This window comes from Blastopirellula sp. SH421 (genome assembly GCF_057808535.1).
Map to the genome: position 1 here is coordinate 4,024,197 of NZ_CM173712.1, position 19,554 is coordinate 4,043,750.

The 19,554-nt window shown below is 56.0% G+C and carries 15 protein-coding genes; 10 read left to right on the forward strand and 5 right to left on the reverse strand.

Annotated elements, in window-relative coordinates; translation table 11 throughout:
- The first annotated feature begins 273 nt into the window (after positions 1-273).
- Both SH421x_RS16280 and SH421x_RS16285 read left to right on the forward strand, forming a co-directional pair.
- Positions 274-1,023 (forward strand): glucosamine-6-phosphate deaminase, encoded by a 750-nt coding sequence (locus SH421x_RS16280; RefSeq protein WP_488850468.1) that lies wholly within the window; start codon positions 274-276, stop codon positions 1,021-1,023.
- Positions 1,024-1,040: 17 nt separating this feature from the next.
- Positions 1,041-2,033, forward strand: a complete 993-nt coding sequence (locus SH421x_RS16285; protein WP_488850470.1) for an N-acetylglucosamine-6-phosphate deacetylase — start codon at positions 1,041-1,043, stop codon at positions 2,031-2,033.
- A 228-nt stretch (positions 2,034-2,261) separates the two neighbouring features.
- Here SH421x_RS16285 and SH421x_RS16290 read toward each other — a convergent pair whose 3' ends face one another.
- The 3 genes from SH421x_RS16290 to SH421x_RS16300 form a co-directional block, all read right to left on the reverse strand.
- Complete coding sequence (locus SH421x_RS16290; RefSeq protein ID WP_488850472.1) at positions 2,262-3,299, reverse strand: LacI family DNA-binding transcriptional regulator; 1,038 nt, start codon at positions 3,297-3,299, stop codon at positions 2,262-2,264.
- Positions 3,300-3,461: 162 nt separating this feature from the next.
- On the reverse strand, positions 3,462-4,910 hold the full coding sequence (locus SH421x_RS16295) for a Gfo/Idh/MocA family protein (RefSeq protein WP_488850474.1): 1,449 nt from the start codon (positions 4,908-4,910) through the stop codon (positions 3,462-3,464).
- Between the two features lie 71 nt (positions 4,911-4,981).
- Complete coding sequence (locus SH421x_RS16300) at positions 4,982-5,965, reverse strand: Gfo/Idh/MocA family protein (RefSeq protein ID WP_488850477.1); 984 nt, start codon at positions 5,963-5,965, stop codon at positions 4,982-4,984.
- A gap of 176 nt (positions 5,966-6,141) precedes the next feature.
- Here SH421x_RS16300 and SH421x_RS16305 point away from each other — a divergent pair, with 176 nt between their 5' ends.
- Positions 6,142-7,269 carry an alpha/beta hydrolase family protein gene (locus SH421x_RS16305; protein ID WP_488850479.1) on the forward strand — a complete coding sequence of 376 codons (1,128 nt, stop codon included), beginning with the start codon at positions 6,142-6,144 and terminating at the stop codon, positions 7,267-7,269.
- A gap of 24 nt (positions 7,270-7,293) precedes the next feature.
- Here SH421x_RS16305 and treZ read toward each other — a convergent pair whose 3' ends face one another.
- Positions 7,294-9,177, reverse strand: coding sequence for a malto-oligosyltrehalose trehalohydrolase (treZ, locus tag SH421x_RS16310; RefSeq protein WP_488850481.1), 1,884 nt, complete (start codon positions 9,175-9,177; stop codon positions 7,294-7,296).
- 206 nt (positions 9,178-9,383) lie between these two features.
- Between treZ and SH421x_RS16315 the strand changes: the two genes are divergently transcribed.
- The 7 genes from SH421x_RS16315 to SH421x_RS16345 all read left to right on the forward strand — a co-directional run bounded on the left by SH421x_RS16315 (position 9,384) and on the right by SH421x_RS16345 (position 18,683).
- Complete coding sequence (locus tag SH421x_RS16315) at positions 9,384-9,806, forward strand: BlaI/MecI/CopY family transcriptional regulator (protein WP_488850483.1); 423 nt, start codon at positions 9,384-9,386, stop codon at positions 9,804-9,806.
- Between the two features lie 76 nt (positions 9,807-9,882).
- Positions 9,883-13,281 (forward strand): carboxypeptidase regulatory-like domain-containing protein, encoded by a 3,399-nt coding sequence (locus SH421x_RS16320; protein WP_488850485.1) that lies wholly within the window; start codon positions 9,883-9,885, stop codon positions 13,279-13,281.
- 424 nt (positions 13,282-13,705) lie between these two features.
- Positions 13,706-14,695, forward strand: a complete 990-nt coding sequence (locus SH421x_RS16325; RefSeq protein ID WP_488850487.1) for a DUF1559 family PulG-like putative transporter — start codon at positions 13,706-13,708, stop codon at positions 14,693-14,695.
- Between the two features lie 44 nt (positions 14,696-14,739).
- Positions 14,740-16,260: an outer membrane protein assembly factor BamB family protein gene (locus tag SH421x_RS16330; protein WP_488850489.1), complete on the forward strand. Its 1,521-nt coding sequence runs from the start codon at positions 14,740-14,742 to the stop codon at positions 16,258-16,260.
- An 8-nt stretch (positions 16,261-16,268) separates the two neighbouring features.
- Complete coding sequence (locus SH421x_RS16335; RefSeq protein ID WP_488850491.1) at positions 16,269-16,658, forward strand: hypothetical protein; 390 nt, start codon at positions 16,269-16,271, stop codon at positions 16,656-16,658.
- 48 nt (positions 16,659-16,706) lie between these two features.
- Positions 16,707-18,077 (forward strand): lactonase family protein, encoded by a 1,371-nt coding sequence (locus SH421x_RS16340; protein ID WP_488850493.1) that lies wholly within the window; start codon positions 16,707-16,709, stop codon positions 18,075-18,077.
- 174 nt (positions 18,078-18,251) lie between these two features.
- On the forward strand, positions 18,252-18,683 hold the full coding sequence (locus SH421x_RS16345) for an OsmC family protein (protein WP_488850495.1): 432 nt from the start codon (positions 18,252-18,254) through the stop codon (positions 18,681-18,683).
- 117 nt (positions 18,684-18,800) lie between these two features.
- Here SH421x_RS16345 and SH421x_RS16350 read toward each other — a convergent pair whose 3' ends face one another.
- Positions 18,801-19,520, reverse strand: coding sequence for a lipoate--protein ligase family protein (locus tag SH421x_RS16350; RefSeq protein ID WP_488850498.1), 720 nt, complete (start codon positions 19,518-19,520; stop codon positions 18,801-18,803).
- Positions 19,521-19,554 lie beyond the last annotated feature (34 nt).

Here is a 19,554-nt window from a genome sequence, read left to right on the forward strand (position 1 = left end):
AAAATGATATCAGGTGATATCACAGCGGCAAACAATTTCTTGGATTTAGTCCTCATTTTTCCTAAGTTTGCGCAATATTTGGCCCGATGCTTGGCATTGCGCAAAGCGATCCCCATAATGACTATTTCCAGCAACTTCTTCTGGTGACATCACCAAGAAATTCGGTTGACTTCGATACAAATTATGTCAAAAATGATATCGCGTGACATCACAAGGCGAAGCAATGCTTTACGCCAGACCTCTCGATTTCCTCAGAAAACTCCACCTACTTGCATGAATATCCACATCTTTGACGACGCTTCGCAGTTGGGTGTCGCAGCGGCTCGCCAGGGCGCTAGTCAGATCCGCAGCGCGATTGCCGACAAAGGTTGCGCCAATATCATTGTCGCCACCGGAGCCTCCCAGTTCGCTACGTTAGCCGCGCTGATCGCCGAGCCAGATATCGACTGGAGCTGCGTTACCGGCTTTCATCTGGATGAATACTTAGGGCTGAGCGATCAGCACCCCGCCTCGTTCCGGCGTTACCTGCGAGAACGCTTTGTCGAACAAGTGCCGCTGCAAGCATTCCACTACGTGGACGGCTCGGATCCCAATCCGCAGCAGGTTTGTGAGCGATTGGGTCAGCTGATCGCCCAATATCCGATCGATGTCGCATTTGTCGGGATCGGCGAGAATGGGCACTTGGCTTTCAACGATCCACCGGCTGACTTTGACACCGATTCACCCTATTTGGTGGTCGAGTTGGACGAAGCTTGTCGAAAGCAGCAGGCCGGCGAAGGTTGGTTCGCTACACTAGACGATGTGCCGAAGGAAGCGATTAGCATGTCTTGCCAGCAAATCCTGCGCACCAAATCGATTATTTGCAGCGTCCCTGACGAGCGAAAAGCAATCGCGGTTCGCAATACCGTGGAAGGCCCCATTACTCCTACGGTTCCTGCCTCCATCCTCCAATCGCATGCAGAAATCTCGTTGTTTCTCGACAAAGCTTCCGCTGCTGAATTGGCCGCCTCATCGACCCTCTAGAACGCCTGGAACACCGCATGCCTGACTCCAAGTTCTTCGACCTGCAAATCAACGGCTATTACGGCATCGACTTTAACCAAGACGACATGTCCGCCGAGGATCTCCACAGCGCCTGCGCCGCGTTAGAGCGTGACAACGTCGGCGGCGTGCTGGTGACGATCATCACCGATGACATCGCGCGCATGGCCGCTCGGCTAACGCAAATCGTCCACTTGCGATTGGCCGATCCGCTCATCAACCGCATGATTGCCGGCTTTCATATCGAAGGGCCGTTTATCAGCACCGAGATCGGCTATGTCGGCGCTCATCCGCTGGAACATGCCAAAGAGGCAACCTGGGAAGAGATGGCGCTGTTGCTGGACGCAGCCGACGGACTTACGCGCATCGTCACGCTGGCGCCGGAACAAGATCCCGACCAAGACGTCACGCGGCGTCTGGCCAAGCAAGGGCTCATCGTCTCGGCCGGACATACGAATGCATCGCTGGACCAGTTGGACGCCTGTATTGACGCCGGGCTTTCGATGTTTACCCATTTGGGCAACGGTTGTCCGCGGCTGATGGATCGCCATGACAATATCATCCAACGCGCTCTGAGTCGTGCCGATCAGCTCTATTTTGGCTTGATTGCCGACGGAGCGCACGTGCCGTTCTTCGCGCTGAAAAATTACCTGCAGATCATCGGCATCGATCGAGCTTTTATCGTCTCTGATGCGATCTCAGCCGCTGGTTGTGGGCCCGGCTTGTATCCGCTGGGCGACCAGCAGGTGTTGGTCGGCGAAGATGGTGTTCCCCGCGCAGAAGATGACAGCCACTTGGTCGGTTCGGCCACCACGATGCAGCGCATGGCTGACAATTTGCGGCGCGATGTCGGCCTGACTGCCGTCGAAATCGATCGCCTGACCCGCTTAAATCCACGGCGTCTGCTTGGGATGACAATCCCCGCTCCCCCGCGATTGGCGGTCAATAGCAACGGCGTGAAGAATGGCGCTCATCCGGCGACGGCGCCGTAGTTGGGATTTGAATGACGAATGTCGAAACCAAAATGACGAAACGACCTCGTCATTCATGACTGCATCAAACGCATTCCCTTGCTTTCGCTGCGGGCTAGTGTATTCGTCAAACGGGGATTGTCGAATGTCTTCAGACCGGCTCATTCCGCGAAAAGGTGGTAAGAACTTGGCGCCCAATAATTTTCAGCCTTCGTTTCCCATCTTTCCCGTGGGCAACCCAGCCGATCGCTAGGTCGACTCGCGGATGATCAACTCGGGCCGGATCACGCGGACTCGCTTTGCTGCGGGGATCTCGCCTTGCAGCGATTCTTCGACTAGGTCGAGCGCCGCTTTGGCGTAGGCGGCGTGACATTGGTCAATGGTGGTTAATCCCGGCTCAATGACGTCGGCGATATCCAGATTGTCATAGCCGGTCACGGCCAAGTCGCCTGGAACTGAGTAACCATGACGGTGCAAGCCTTGCATGATACGCACTGCCCATTCGTCGTTCGAGGCGATGATCGCATCTGCTTTGTTTTTGACGACCAACTTCTGAATACAATCGTCGATCGCATCGCGCGAGGGTTTTTGCGTCGCTTCGGGATTGGTCCAAATCAGCGAGTCGCTGGTCGCTAGTTTGCGCCGCTTAACATTCGCTTTCCAAGCGTCGCACCGAATCGACATCAGTTGATCGGACGGAGACCACAATTGAATTGCAACCCGTTTGCGACCGCGATCAGCCAGATGATCGACCAGTTGCTCAATCGCCGACGAGGTCTCAACTCGTACGCAGGACTGCGACTTCAAAATCGGCGACGAGTGGAGAATGATGTGACTCCGCTCGCGGAAGACCTTCTTTAATTTGGGCCGAATATCCTGCATCACGTCAAACATGCACAGGATCGCGTCCATGCCGTGATCGGCGAAATCGTCCAAGTATGTTTTGATTTCGGCCGGATCGTGATGCGCTTGGCCGATCATCAACCGGTAACCCCGGGTATGCGCTTCGGCTTCGATCGCCGACAACCGGGCCGAAAAGACCGCCAGGTTCACGGTATCCAGCACGACACCGATGATCTTTGTCGGCATTCCACGCAACCGCTGGGCGGCGCGATTGGGCCGATAATCGAGATCCTCGGCGATCTTCAGCACTTTCTGCCGTGTCGCCTCGGAGACTCGGACGCTATCAAGGCCTGAGTTATTCAGAATATGTCCAACCGCCGCGCGGGAAACGCCCGCCTGGTTGGCGATATCGACGAGTCGAACTTTTCGTTCTTCTTCGGCCATGCACTTCTAACTTGCCAAGGCTGGCCAGCCAACGCAGACACCGTCGTCCGCCGTTTTCGGGCCGCGAGTCATTTTCGCAAGCCCTCCAGAATACGGAATAGACAGCACTTCCAGCAAGCCCGCCGAAGAATTACGACGGGCCGTGGACGTTAATCGAGCCGATTAAACCTGCTCGGGAACGATGAATGGCGCTCGATACTCGCGTCGCAGCAGTTGGTTTGCGGCCTCATTCTTGGGGAATTTCTCCGTTTTCGGATCAATCGCCAAGGTTTGCCCCATTTGCACCCCTGCCGAGGCGAGATCAATACCGTTGGCCGCTAAATGCTCGGTCATTCGCGTCGCAGCGTCGGCCAAAAGCGGCTGATCCTGGACCCGTTCGGCCAGAGAAGCCAGCGGAAGTGACTCGCCGGTCTGGTGCGAAATGTTCCCCAGATGACAGAGGGCGCTCGAAAGATGCCCGGCTCGCACGGCACAGTTCAAATCGCTGGTTTTCCGCGAGCGAACCGCTTTGACAAAGTTCTCGCGATGCAGTTGACGTCCGCCATCTGGTCCGGTGGTTCCCTTGATCTCGCGAATCGTTTTTCCGTCGGGATCGACTACCTTACCGGTATCAAATCCCAGATAAGTCGCCTCCTCACCTTCGATGACGATGCCATAGCTGAGCCCTTTATACTGGCAAGTATCCTTTTTGCCGGTCGCGCTCGGCAGATCGCGAATCTCGAAGGTGATTGGCGCTGTAGCGTATTCGTAACGCAACAAATGGGTGTTGGGCGTCTGTCCATTGTCGTCCCAGGCGTAACGTCCACCGACGCTGGTCACGCTAGTCGGAAATTCTTCGGCGCCAATGGCCCAGCGACAAAGATCCAGGATGTGGGGACCATTGTTGCCCAATTCGGCATTACCATAATCCCAGAACCAGTGCCAATCGTAGTGATATTTGGCGCGGTCTAGCTTGGTCGATCCAGGTCCGCACCACAGGTCATGATTGACCGTGGACGGCGGCTTCGGAGCCGAGGTTGGTCGGCCGATCGACTCGCGACGCGACAGGTACAAACCCTTGACGTTTTTAATCTTGCCGAGGGCCCCTTCATGGACTTCTTTAAAGAAGTCTTGCAGGTGCTTAAAGCTGCGGCGTTGGATACCGATCTGCACAATCCGGTCATATTTTTCGGCCGCCTTCTCCATTTGGCCTGCTTCCCAAATGTTGTGCGAGCAAGGCTTCTCGGTGTAAACATCCTTACCGGCCTGACATCCCCAGACCGTGCCCAAGCCGTGCCAATGATTCGGCACGCCCAACACCACCGCGTCGACATTCGGATCATCGTAGACGCGGCGGAGGTCGTCGTACTTTTTCAGCCCATAACCAAACTTCTTATCAAACTCTGCTGTCCGCTTCCCTAACACGGCGCTGTCAACGTCGCATGCGCCAACTACTTTTACGCCGGGTATCTGCGGAAAGCCGTTCAGGTGCGTATTGCCAATGCTGTTGACGCCGATCACAACGATGCGAAGCTCATCATTCGCCTCGGCGGATCGAGCACTCGACGTCATTGAGGTGATGGCTGTTGCCGATGCGGCGGCTAAAAACTGGCGACGATTGACAGATACCATGCGATGTTCCTTGCGGAAGAAGTTCCAACGAGCGGAAGCGTGTGAATAAAATAGTATGTCTCAAGCCGACGTTACTTGCTGCTCTGCATCACGCTTTCTAGCGAAACGCTTTTGCCATCTGAGTCGCGGCTGACATCCGCAGCGGTCATGAATGCGACAATTTCCAGCGTTTCTTCCGGCGAAATCGGAGCCTTTTTGGTGCGGAAGAATTGAACGATTTCAGCTACTAATTTGTCGTAACCAGCACGAATCGGAACCAACTCGACCTTCTTCTTGCCAAAGACCAGCACACCATAACCAGCGGCGCCATCGCGAATTCCGCGGAATGTGCCGACGCGGCCATCTTTCCAAACGCCGGTCGCGACTTCTACTCCGTCAGCTTGGGTGCGTTCAACGCTGACGCAGCCTGGCCCCATCACGGTAAACAACGTTTCGACTCCATGGACGCCGTACCAAAAGAAGTCGGGATGGGTAGGATCTAGCTTGCAGGGGCTGTAAGCAACGCAGCCAACGATGTTGCCGGCGACATTTTCTTTGCTTAGCTTTTGCACTTCGTCACAATAGCGAAGCGTCGAGCAAGAGAAGACCGGAGTCCCCGTCTTTTTCGCAATCGCAAACAACTCTTGCGCTTCGGCCAGCGAAGCGGTGATCGGCTTGTCAACAAACAGCGGCAGGCCTGCTTCCAGCACCGGCTTAGCTTGCGCCAAGTGAACGCGTCCGTCGACACTGTTCATAATCACGGCGTCGACTTTTTTCAGCAGTACATCAATCGAGGGAACAATTTCGATTCCCATCTCCGAGACTTGTTTGGTGAACCCTTCGATCCGATCGGCGCTGGTCGGCAGATCAGGACTTCCCCCGGGAAACGCGGCGACGATCTTCGCATCGGCAAACTCGGGCAGCGGGTTCTCGGCGTTGATCAATTTCGAGAACGCGACTGCATGCGAACTGTCGAGCCCGATCAAACCTATCTTCAGCGGCTCCGCAGCGTTTGCGCCGCTCGTGATCATCGTACCCAAGGCAAAGCAAACGGCAGCCGAAATCAGGATCTTCATGAGTCACGTTCCAATTGGTGGGAAGCGGGGATAGGGCTAATCGAAGGTATTCGCACGATTTCGAGAAATCGATTGCATTTAAGATACCACGAGATATCTTGAGCGTAAAGAGTTTTCTTGCCTTCGCCAGTTTGCTCCCTCCCCCTCCCCTGCCGTTCGCACCTAAACTGATAACTATGAAACCTTTAACGCACCCGAAGTCGACGCAGCGGCCCCCCCGATTACTGCCGACTTCCTGGCTAATGACGTCGGCTTTGTTTTTTGTCGCCGCTCAATTTTCGCTCGCCGCCGATCCAGGTTGGCTCGTCCAGGCGGTCACTCCGCCCCCCTCCCTCCAGGAGGCGACTAGCAAATCCTTGCAATCATCGACCGGTCAGCCGATCACCACTTTGGCGGACTGGAAAAAAGAGCGGGCCCTGATCGACGCCGACTGGCGCAGTTTTCTCGGCGTCTACTCGCCGCCGGCCGATTTGCCGCTGAATATCGAGACGCTGCAAACAGACCACCTAGAGCATTGCACGCGCACGCTGATTCGCTATCAGGCCGAACCGGGGCGCCAGGTTCGCGCTTATTTGCTGACGCCGCACGATCCGAAGCAAAAACAGTTGCCGGCGATCGTCGCGTTTCATGGGACCAGCAAAACTACGTTTCAAAAGCTGGTTGGACTCGATGGAGATCCAGAGCGACATCTCGGGCTGCGGTTGGTCGAACAGGGTTTTGTAGTCCTCTGCCCTGAAAATTTCCTCTGGGAACAAAAATCGTATCTCGCTTCGACCGCCGCTGTACTCAAACCTCATCCCGATAGCAAAGCGATGGCCGTTATGCTGGCCGATGGTGTCCGAGCAGTCGATGTCCTGCTGGCGCAACCGAATGTCGATCCGCAACGGATAGGCGCCTATGGTCACTCATTGGGCGCCAAAGAGGCGCTCTATCTGACCGCGTTCGACGATCGCATTTGCGCCGCGGTCGCCAGCGAAGGAGGAATCGGCATCCATTCGACTAACTGGGAAGCCCCGTGGTACTTGGGCGAAGTAGTCAAGTCCGCCGACTTCGACCGCGATCATGATGACCTGCTCGCGCTGATCGCTCCTCGACCTTTTCTCGTGCTCGGTGGAGAGCGAGGCCCCGGCTGCTCGGACGGTGAACGGAGCTGGCCAGCGCTCGTCGTCGGACAACAAGTCAGCAAACTTTACAACGCACCAATCCGCATCGGCCTGTGGAACCATCACGAAGGCCACAAGCTGTCACCAGCCAGCGGCCAACGCGTGGTCGAATGGCTAACGGCTTTCGTAAAACAAAACTAATCAGGCGCCATACATCGGTAATCGCTAGCGCGAAACGGGGCGCATCACTACCGCCGCATGACCGGGGATCATCCACTTTTGCGTATCGAGCAGCGCCGTGCCTGATCCGCCGTAGCGCGGCTCTTCGCTCGACCACAGCAGCGCCCATTCTGCACCGTGCGGGGGCGCAACTAGCGGCTCTGCAGCTGGTGACCAGCTTAGATCGCGACCGAGATTAACAAACATCAACCGATCTTCGCCGCTCGGCGTGATCCAGCGCAGCAGAAAGGCCTCGGCGCCAATCACCGCTCCTTCCAGCATTACCTCGTCTTGCTGCGAAATCGTCACGTCCGTCTTGCGCAGGTGCAGCAAATCGCGATGCAGCGCCACCACCGGCGCATTGCTCTCAACTTCGTTCCAGTTCAATTTCGAACGCTCAAAAGCGGCGTGGCCGATCGGATCATTGGGCACAAAGGTCTGATAGTAGCCAGCAGCGCGAGGAAAACAGCGCATGAATTCTAAACGGCCCTCGCGCGCCAATTGATCGATCCCCACTTCATGATCGGCGAAGAAGTAAAACGGATTGGACGCCGCGAACTCTTGTCCCATAAACAGCATCGGCGTCTGCGGCCCCAGTAACATCAGCGCCGTCAATGCGCGAAAGCGTCCCGGCGAAGTCAACGCATGGGTGCGCAGCGCGCTAGCCGAATTGGATACCTGATCGTGATTTTGCAAGAAGTGAATGAAGTGCTTCCGCGGCGTCCTCAGCGAAGCCGAACCCCGCTTATGTCCTTTACGTTGATTCCACTGTCCCTGATAGAGATAACCCCACCGCATTGCCGAGACTATCTCCTGCGGCGTGCCAGCAAAATCGGCATAGTAGAACTCGCTATGCCCAGTCGCCGCAACGCGGCACGCATGATGGAAGTCGTCGTTCCAAACGCCGTCCATGCCGTAGCCGCCAGACTCGGTCGGCTGCACGTGACAAATTTCTTGGGCGTCATTTTCGGCTACGACAATGATCGGACGATTTCCGGCTGCGGCCCGGGCAGCGCTGGTTGTCTCGGCCAAAATATGCGGGCTTGAGTCATCAAAAATAGTTTGCGTTGCGTCCAGTCGCAGACCATCGAGATGAAACTCACGAATCCAATAGGCGGCGTTCTCGGTCACAAAATTGCGGATCGGCTTCGCCCCTTTGCCGTCATAGTTGATCGCGTCTCCCCAGTCGGTCCCATGTTTTTTAGACGGGAAGTAAGGAGTGTAGGCGCCCCAATAGTTACCGGTCGGACCAAAGTGGTTGTAAACCACATCCAGCATCACGCCGATCCCGATCTGGTGCGCGGCGTCAACAAAGTCGCGAAAGTCATCCGGCGTGCCGTACAGGCGCGACGGAGCGTACCAATAGACGCCATCGTAACCCCAACCAAACTCGCCTTGAAAATCGGCCAGCGGCATGATCTCGACCGCGGTGACTCCAAGCTCCTTAAGATAAGCAAGCTTGGTTTTGGCGCCGGCCCAATTGCCTTCCTCGCTGAAGGTCCCCACATGCAGCTCATACAAGACTTGGCCTTCTAGCGGCAAACCGGCCCAATCGGCGTCGTGCCAGTCGTACGTCGCCGAGTCTACAACTTGCGAAGGGCCATGCACGCCGAACGGTTGAAAACGTGAAACCGGATCGGGAAACAACTGCCCGTGACCATCCATGCGATACATGTAAAGCTCGCCAGACAGCGCCTCGGCCAGATGGACGAAAAAGAACCCACCTTCTTGCCGCTGCAGCGGTACGAAGCGCTTCGCTTTCCCCTGCTCATCAACAAGCGCTAATTCGACCTGAGTCCGCTGCGGCGCCCAAACGTAGAAATCAACGCCAGAGGAGCGCACTAGCGCGCCGAAAGAATAGGTCGCTTCCGCTGCTGGATTTGCATTCATCGCTAAGCTTGCTCGCTGCTGTGGGTAAATCGCCGGCCAAGTCCATTTTCGCCCCCTTAGCCATGTTAGGCGATTTACAGGCGCTGCACAGCGGTCAATCGAAGTTCGTGACCAGTATGCAGGCGACAAATCGGAAAAACCGGCTTGACGGTACTATGCGCACAGTAGATACTATAACCATAGTACCAAAGTCACCGAGGCATTTCATGACCAATGCGACGCGACCTTCAGACCTAGAACTGCAAGTCTTGACGGTGCTCTGGGAGCACGGTCCGCTTCCCGTGGCGGCCATTCGTGAGGCCATTCCGGACGGCAAGCGACGCGCCTATACGACAATCTTGTCAGTCCTACAGGTAATGGAAAAAAAAGAGTTGGTCGACCACACGACCAAAGGTCAGGCGAACATCTACCGTCCGTTGGTGAAACGCCAGCAAGTGATGCGGCCCATGATGCGCGAGATGTTGCAAAACCTGTTTGGGGGCAGCCCTGCGAAAGCGGTTCAGTCGTTGCTCGACAGTTCGCCGATCGATGCGGACGAAATGTCGCAAATTCGCGAACTTCTGGCCACAGCCGAACAAGCAAAAAAACCGAGTGCCCCCAAAAAGAAACGTCCTAAGTCCGATTCGTGACCAAAGGTCGCTACACGATTTCAGCAGCAATTCACCTATTTTTCTACCAGCGATTGCGTAACTTCGGAGATCTCGGATGAACGCTTGGCTCCAACTTGCTTCGGTCGCACACTCTCACTCGTTGGTCTTCGCACTGCTGCATACCTTGTGGATGGGGCTCGCCGCCGCTGGTCTGTTAGTAGTCGCGCTGCGCTGCTTGCCTGCGTCCTATGCGACGCTCCGCTATCGTGCGGCCTGGGCTGCACAGTGGAGTATCGTCTTGGCGGCTTTGTTTGCCTACGCTTGGCTGGATCATGTGCAGAGACCGGATCCGATGGTGGGTCCGTTCAACAGCATGTCTGAAATCATCGTCTCACCCACGGCGGCGCCTGGCAACGAGCTCTTGCCATCGAAGAAGCCGGTTCCCCTGGACCAGGCTGCAACCAATCCAGCGATGACCACGCCTGAGCATGGTTGGTCCCATTATTTGGCAGCGATTTGGCTGGTCGGCGTCGTATGCATGCTGATCCGCATGGCCTTGGCTGTGGCCGATGCGAATCGTTTTGTCCGACAAGGAGTCGCCGCCGACCCAAGTACATTGGAATGGGTCGAACAGCTGAGCCCTCAACTGGGCCTTAAGCGGCGCGTACGTGTTATTCTCTCTGAATTTTGCCAATCCCCGGCCGTCGCCGGCATCTTGTGGCCAACGCTCGTATTACCGGTTTCGATGCTAACCGAGCTTTCGCCGGACGCGATCCGAGCCATTCTGCTGCACGAACTCGCTCATATCCGCCGGCACGATTATCTGTTGAACTTGTTGCAAATGTTGATCGAAGCGGTCCTCTTTTTTAATCCGGCAGTCTGGTGGATCAGCAAACAAATTCGGATTGAGCGCGAGGCCTGCTGCGATGCGCTCGCGGTGCAAACCACGGGAGAGCCGCTCGTCTACTCTCAGGCATTAGCCGACTGGGCGGCGCGGTTTCCAGCGGGCCCCACCTCTCCGTCCGCTGCCATGGCGGCCAATGGAGGGCGTCCACGTACGCTGCTGGATCGGATCCGCCGCATCCTTACTCCCACCGAAAAACCAAGCATTCATATTTCGCTCAGCGGGTTGTGCGGTCTGCTACTGGTGGCCGCACTTGCGATCGGCGGATTGTGGCAAGGGACGGCTACTGCGGTTGCGATCGCCGCTGAGATCCTCTCGCCGGCGCAGCGGATCGAACAAGTGACCGAAACGATCGCCGCCAACACGCCGCCGCAAATCGCCGCTGGAGACGCGCCGCTAACCCTCTCCGGCACAGTCCGGACCGCAGATGGTCAGCCGCTGCCAAAGCCGCTTTGGGGAACCACTTATACCCGATCCCCTAACGGGAGTCTGATGAGCGCCATGGGAGAAATTGGCGCCAAGTTTAAGACATCCGTTCCGCCAGGCGTGACCTGGATTGGGCTGCGCAATGATGAGTACGCACCTGCGGTTATCGGTCCCCTGACAGGCAAGCCAGGCGCCGTGCTGGATAACCTTGAACTGGTGCTAGAGAAAGGATTCCCGGTTGAATTTGTCGTTACCAACGAGGCGGGCGAACCGATTCCAGCAGCCACCGTCTCGTCGGCATATATGTTCCATCAAGGGACTAGCTTCGGACAGGGCAAAGTCCAAAGTGACGAAACAGGTCGAGGAGTCTTCCCCCATCTGCGGGAAGGAAATTACGATCTCCGCGCGACAGCGCCCGGCTATCAGGCTTCCACCGTCCCTCAGCAATTTAAAGTCAAACCTGGCGTAACGCTCCGGATCGTATTGAACACCGCTCTGCCAGTAACCGGCCAAGTAGTTGACCAGGATGGTCTCGCAATCAAGGGGGCGGAAATTCATGAGTTTGTTACTCTTGATGCTGAGGGCAACTCCAGGCATATCCATGGTCCACTGGGTGCAAAGCTGGCGACGACCGATGCATCGGGGCAGTTTACGCTGGACCAATTGGTAAGTGGTAAGATTTATGAATTGTTAGTGAAACATCCCAATTTCGGCGTCGCCGTTTATTCCAATGTTCGCCCCGGCCAAGCTGATTTAAAGTGGGTTTTGGGTCCCAACTTCACCTTGGAAGGAGTGATCGAAGGTGATCTGACATATTTGCCCCAATCACGCGACCAGCCATTTGTGTCGGTTCGCCAAAACGTTCCAGGAGCCCATGGGTGGTACAGTGAGCGAACAAACATCACGCCGACCGAGACAGGCGGCCGCTTCACTTTGCGTGGACTATTGGCCGCTCCGACAACAGTGACCGTCGGCCAGCACAAAGTTGAGTTGGAAATCAAAAATCCTCGTGAAGAGGTCACCATTGATCTGAGCCAGCCGTTACCGACTGAAGAGATGCGCCAGATCGAATTGGTTTTTGAGTCGCCTGACTTGGGCACACCGCGCGGCGCCATCCAACCGCTGACACTTCCCCAGCACGGCCCCCCGTCGGACAAAGAACACTCTGTTTCCCTAGAGGCTGGAATTGGGCGACTCGAAGCGCCGGTCGGTTCCAAAGTTTACATCCGATGCCAAGGGATGATCGGCTACTGGTTTCCCGAGGTGGCGATTTCGGTGGAAGCCGGGACCGGCCCCCAACAAGTCCGCATTCCCACAATTCCGGCCGGGGCCATTGCTGGTCAAATCTTGTCTTCAGCCGGAGACGCTACGTTCGACAGCACCATCACCACCATCAGCACGCTCGCCATCGAAAAGCCGGAGAGTATGCGACAAAAGAATATGGAGATCCGCAGTCCTCGCGTAGACGACCAAGGGCGGTTTGCCGTCTCGCCGCTGCCGCTGGACGCCACCTATATCGTCTCCGCAACGCGTGGTCACAACAAAGCAATTAGCGATCCAATCCGCCTAACCGGCGCCAAACCGACCGACGAAATTTCTCTGCAATTTTCTCCTGATGCTGCGGCCTTGGTTCAAGTATTAGAACCGGACGGCAAGCCGGCGAGAGGAATCCCGCTACTCTTAAATTTTGAGCATCCCCACGCTAGTCATGGCTGGTCGTCGGACGCGGCGACTGATGCCAACGGGCAATTTCGCTTTGATCAACTCAGCTCCACGCTCGATTACTACTCGGTTGCGATCACCACGCGACGCGACTATCAACCCGCTTCGGCCAAGCTGCACCCCGGCGGCGCGCCGACCACGCTGAAATTGCAGCGGGGACACGTCCTCTCAGGACGCGTCGTCGATGCGAAAACCGGCAATCCAATCCCCGGCGTTGAACTATACGCCTATCCGATGAATTTTCAGCTGGGCGAACCCTATGCATACGAAGCAGAGGGGAAGACCGACGCCGATGGCCGGTTCCGCTTTAGCACTTTGGCCCAACAGCGGTATCAGATTAACGATCGCAGCGGCTTGTCATGGGACAAAGGGAAAGCGAAAAATCTTCTGCCGGATCAGTCCGGCGAGTTAACGATCGAAGCGACCCTTCCTAGTTGGAGTCGCTTGAAAGTGGCGGAGTAGGCAAATCAGGCAACTGCGGTAGATCTGCGTTCAGAAGTGCAGATACGATGAATAAGCTCCCATCCTCTTCAGCCGCAGATCTCATCTCGGTTGGATCCCTAGTAACTCTTCTCTGAGAGCGTGACAGCAGAACTGGGGATTTAATGCGTTTGCGACTCCGTCGACCTTCCACTATGGACTTATGGTGGAAGGTTTCACGCATGAATGAAAGTATCTAGGTCGTATTGCTAGGAAAAGAATCCAATGCGATTGGGGGCAGCTGAAACGACTCTCTCCGCCGATTTGCCGCCTGCTCTGTAAGGAGCAGCTCGCTGCCTGCCGTCCCTGCCGCTGTTCAAACATTTCTTGCACTTGCATATTGACTGCATGTGCATTCCTTTTAGACTAAAGGAGAACTGAGCGAGAAAACCACTGGAGAATCTTGATGAAGACTGCCCTCTGTTTCCCTGTTTTGCGGCGTCGCGGTTTTACCCTAGTTGAGCTTTTGGTGGTGATCGCCATCATCGGCGTGCTGATTGGTCTGCTATTGCCGGCCGTACAACAGGCCCGCGAAGCGGCTCGTCGAATGCAGTGCGGCAACAATTTGAAGCAGCTAGCGCTGGCGACGCATAATTACGAATCGACCTACAAAACGTTCCCGTATCCGGCTGAAGATTCAAACTACGGCTATTCGGCCCAGTCAAAGATGCTGCCGTTTATCGAGCAGGGGAACTTCCAGGATCAGCTTGATTTCTCGCAGCCGCTGATGCTTGGAGTCAGTTATATGAAGACGCTGAACCCGATCTATCACGACCTGGTCAGAACCAAGATCGATGTGCTGATCTGCCCTAGCGATCCCGGCGAACCGCTGTATGAGGATGGTGGAATTACCTGGGCCGGCGGCAACTATATGGTCAACGCTGGTCCCGGCGTCGGCCTCCAATATTGCAGTGCGAGTGACACCGGCGGGCTCTTTTGGCGCGGTTCTAAAACGCGGTTTCAAGATATTACCGACGGAACCAGCCATACTATCGTGCTGGCCGAAACCCTTTTCGGCAGCCGGCTCGACTCGACCGACCTGGTCAATGCGCAGACGCAACTCCGTTCCACAAGCGGCGGCGGCTCTCCATGTTCGACATCGGCGGATGATCTTCACGCTAGATCGGTCGCCAGCTATAGCGGTCGCCGCGCCGGACAATGGCTCCGCAATCTCACTTACCATTCGTTTATCAACGGCTATTTCTCGCCGAATTCGCCGTCTCCTGACATCTTGTATCACGGCGATGCAGTGATGGGCGCTCGCAGCGCTCACCCAGGCGGAGTAATGATCGCTCTGGCTGACGGCAGCGTCCGGTTGGTGAGCGAGACCGTTGATCTATCGACCTGGCGAAACCTGCATGCTCGCAACGACGGCGTTGTGCTGGGCGAGTTTTAGAACGCCGCCACTCCTTCAATTTTCACACAATGCAGGACCTTGAAATGAAATCCATTTCGCCCATGCTGGCGCTTTTGGCGTGCTTTACCTTCTCAGCCGGACTCTATGGTCAATCGGCAAGTTGGCCTCAGTTTCGCTCAGGCGGCAGCTCTGCGACCAGCGGCCAATTGCCTCTATCGTGGACACCCCAAACGGGGATTGCCTGGCAGCGCGAGCTGGAAGGCTATGGACAATCGACCCCGATTATCCATGGCCAACGGGTTTTCGTGACCTCTGTCGAAGGCTTGAACAAAGAGACCTGCGCCGTTTCGTGCATCGACCTTCAATCCGGCGGACAACTTTGGCGATATCGTTTTCCGGCCGCGGCGACGGCGCCTTCCAGCTATATGATGGCCCGAGCCGCTCCGACTCCGGCCGTCGACGATCACGGCGTCTATCTCTTCTTTGAAAGTGGAGATGTCGCTGCGATTGATCATGCTGGCAACCTGCTGTGGAGTCGTGATTTGGTCACGGACTTCGGCCCCTTGGAAAATAATCACGGCCTCGGAGCGTCTCCGACTCAGACCGAGCAATGCGTTATCTTGAATCTCGAACATCGCGGCCCCTCGTACTTGATCGCGATCGATAAGAAAACAGGGGAAACCCGTTGGAAAATTGAGCGTCCTTCGTCGAACTCTTGGTCATCGCCGATTGTCGTCCAACGCCAGATCATCATCAGCTCGAACGGAGCCGTATCGGCTCATGATGCGGATTCGGGGGATTCGCTTTGGACCGTCGGCCAGTTGGATGGTAACACGGTTGCATCTCCAACTCCGGATGGCGACCGACTGTATGTAGGAGCCCGGGTCTCTGAAAGAGCAGGCGGCAATGTTGCTCAGCGTTCTAATCTTTGTATCCAGACCAGCGGAGCCGAGACTCCGCAGATCGTCTGGAGAGCCGAGAAAGCGGTCAGTGACTATGCATCCCCCGTTGTCTGCGGCGAGTGCGTTTATTACCTGAACAATGTCGGTGTCGTCTACTGCTTGGACAAGCAGACCGGGAGACAGCACTATGCCAAGCGAATCGGGACTGATTGCTGGGCTACTCCGATCGTGTCGCAAGATCGCGTCTATTTCTTTGGTAAGAATGGCCAAACGATCGTCTTAAAGTCTGGTCCTCAATTTGAGCAACTTGCGGCCAACCTGCTGTGGGAGCTCGACGCGCCGCCTTCGCCTGAGACCTATGTCGAAAACGTCTCCTCTGCGCGAGATTCGAGCAGCTTTGACAATTTACTAGCAGACAACGACGCCAACGGCGATGGATTTCTGACAATCGACGAGATCACGGGGCGCTTTCGTGGGATGTTTCCGGCTAGTGATTCTAACCAAGACGGCCGCTTGGATGCGGAGGAGATTCAAACAGCGGCAAAACAAATGGCCGCTCGTCGCAGTGAGTCGCAAACCAACGCTCGTGATCCGATCGTGTACGGCGCCGCCGCTGTCGCAGGGAAAATCGTGGTTCGCACCGGGACACGACTCTACTGCATCTCAGAGCCATCGCCTGGCGAAGAGACGGTGGAAAAATGAGGCTTCCCATGGACCCCAATCACGCTCGCCTGCGTATCTCGATGATGATTTTGTTGCTTGGTTGCCTGGGATGCGGCGCGGATGCTGAGAAAGCGGTCGTGACCGCCGATTCAGTCGCCGTCGAGCAATTCACCGAACAGGGAACCTCCTGGCGCAAGCAAGGGGCGCCCCAACCAACCGATCAAACAATCCTCACTCGATTTTTTCAAACGCAGCCGGCATGGCGCGACAGCACCGAAGTCGAAGGAGAGCCGGTCGTTTATACGGCCGATGACCAACGTCGCTTTTACTGGATCCGTTCCGCCAAAGAGAACGCGATTTGGACCTGCATTCACTGGGAGAAAAAACGCTTTACCACTTCCAGCGGAGTCGGGCCACTGGCTCCAACAGCAAACTAGTGCTGCAATTGCCCTATCTATCTAATCCATCCATCGAGCGAACTAACCATGCACAGCTACAAAAGCTATCTCTCTGCGTTCATGTTATTTTTCATCCTGTCAGCCACTTGGCTGCGAGCCGAAGAAACTTCGCCCCACAAGCAAACGGCAGGCCGCGTCATTGCGCGTCTCTTTTGGCAGAACGAGGCCGAAGCGACGCTACAGTATGGCGATCTGACCAAGGGAGAAAAATGGACGCTCGTACCGGCCACGATTTCTGATTTTCCGTCGATTGATCGTGACTCGCAGTCGCTTGTGCAGATGGAAGCAATCGGCAACGTCTTGCTAGTCGGCGTACGTGACGCCGAAGAGGGAGAGATCGAAAGTGGTTGGATCGCCATCGACGCAGGCGCCGTCGAAGAAGAGCATGGCGACCACACGCACTGGCGTTTCCCCAATTCTCCCCAGATTCTCGCGAAGCAGCTGAACGATCAGCTTGGTAATCCTGCCCATCTCTACCAATACGACGGCGCCTTTTACCTGGCTAACGATCAAAACGACGGTTTCACACGCATTCGGCCTACTCAACTGACGGCAAAGTCTGATCAAGCGGCAACCTTCTTCTCTGGCGGAGGCGATCATATCACAATGGCTGCGGTTGATGATCAAGTTGCATACTCGACTTGGATCGATCGCGAAGGAGACAATGCCGGACGAATCGACGTCATCAACTTGCGAGATGATCAAAAAGGTACAGCCAATTACTCGATCCATACGCCGACTGGAGGATTGCATGGTGCAACCGCCAATTCAGGACGCGTCTTCTTTGCGCCCGCGGACGGTATCTGCTGGGTCGACGCCGATCTGAACTTCTCGAAAAACAAAGAGACGGCCGAAGTCCACCATCTTTCGCTGGGTAAAAACGCAGACTCCGACAAGCCGCTGCGAACCGGCGCCTTCGCCAATGCGGGACACTGGACCTTGTTCACTTCTGGCTCCACGGACGAATCCTTCTTGGGCATGATCGATGCTGCAGCAGCCGAGCCGACGATTCAAAAACTGCCAATCGAAACGGCCGCAGGACTTCGCCTGACAACGCCGCGGATTCTAGAAACTGCCAGCGGTTTACGCATGGCCTTTCTGTTTCAAGATCGCCACGACGGCGAAGCCGAAGAACTATTAACGGTTGTCAATCTCGACCCTGATCGCAACGGCGATTTCTCCGACGCCAAAGTGGTAAAAAGCATGCCAGTCGGTCGCAGCAAAGTGGTCGGTCATAGCGGCCATCACGATATCTGCTTGCTGCCCGGTGGGCGATATGCCTGTATTAGCAATCCCGGGGATGGAACGATCTGGGTATTGTCACTAACCAAGCTAGAAGTGCTCGAGAAAATATCGGTCGAAGGATCGCCGGGACGCGTGGTGACGATTGGAGAATAATTCTCGTTGAATCCTCACGATTTTTTCATGACGCTTGCACACTGCCGCGCCAGGCGCTATCGTCACAGATACGGCGACGCGCCTAACATCAGGCGATCGTGATGCGTGCAGGTCGCATCGTGACAGACTTCGAGAATTATTCACCAAGCTCACGCAAAACAAGGATTGTCAACGATGAAAATGAAAACCTACGGTTCAGCCGTTTGGGAAGGGGGCTTCAAGGATGGTCAAGGAGCCATCTCATCCAAGAGCGGCGCACTGGATGCTTATCCCTATGGCTTCGCCGCTCGCTTTGAAGGAAAAGCCGGCACCAACCCTGAAGAATTGATCGGCGCCGCGCATGCCGGTTGTTTCACCATGGCGCTGTCGCTCATCCTGGGCGAAGCCGGATTCACTGCCGAAAAGATGCAAACCCGCGCCGACGTCACTCTCGAAAAACAGGGAGAAGGTTTCGCGATCACCGCCGTCCATCTCACCTTGTCGGCCAAGATTCCCGACATTGATCAGGACAAGTTCAAGGAACTCACCGCCGCCGCCAAAGCCGGCTGCCCCGTCTCAAAAGTTCTCAACTGCGAAATCACGCTTGATGCGACGCTGACTTCGTAACCCCAAGAGTACAAAGGTAGAGCAAGCCGGAGATTCATTGAGTTACCTCAAACAACATCGCCGGCTTGCGCCACCCTTTTGTCACGGCCCAATGGAATCGAGAACAACCCAAGCTACCTAGCGCATCGCGTTCCACTTACTGGTTCCGTATTTCTCGGCGACCAGCTCGGCGGTGCGCTGTTGGGGCCAATTGGTGAGCGGCTCGTTGGCTTCCCAGGTTTCTATCAGCGAAGTGCGCAATTGTTGGCGAGTGATTGGCAAGTTGGTGACAAACTGATCATGCTCGCGCTGTTCTCGATAGTCGGGCGTGCGCGGCGGATGGTTCAAGCAGTCGGCAATCAGTTCGAGCGGAAAATCGTACAGTAGCGTTCCGTGGTACAGCACATGATCGCGTTTGACTCGGAGGCTGTTGCCGCTGAACTTTTTATTGTTCCAGGTTAGATCGCAGATTCCTTGGAACATGACTCCAGCGACGTGCGGCGAGAGCGCAGCGAGCATTTTTTCCATCACATAGCGATGGCACTGATCGATGGCTCGCAAGTCTTCACGGTTGGCTAGCCCCAACGTGATTGCGTACATCAAGCAGCCGGGCCCCGCGACGATCGCGGCGCCTCCGCTAGAGCGCCGTAGGACCGGCACTCCCAGTTGCTGGCAGACCGGCAGGTTGGCCTCGTCCGCACGCTTCGATGCGCGGCCGATCACGGCCAACGGTGATTGCGGTTCCCACAAGCGAAACACGTCGCCGGTCAGCTCGCCGGCCTCGGTTGCTTCCAGCAGCGCCTCATCCAGGGCTAGGTTTTCCTCAGGCGTCGGCAGCGTTAAATCGAACAAATACATCGGCGGCGTGTCACGGTGGTTGTAGGAAGCGAAC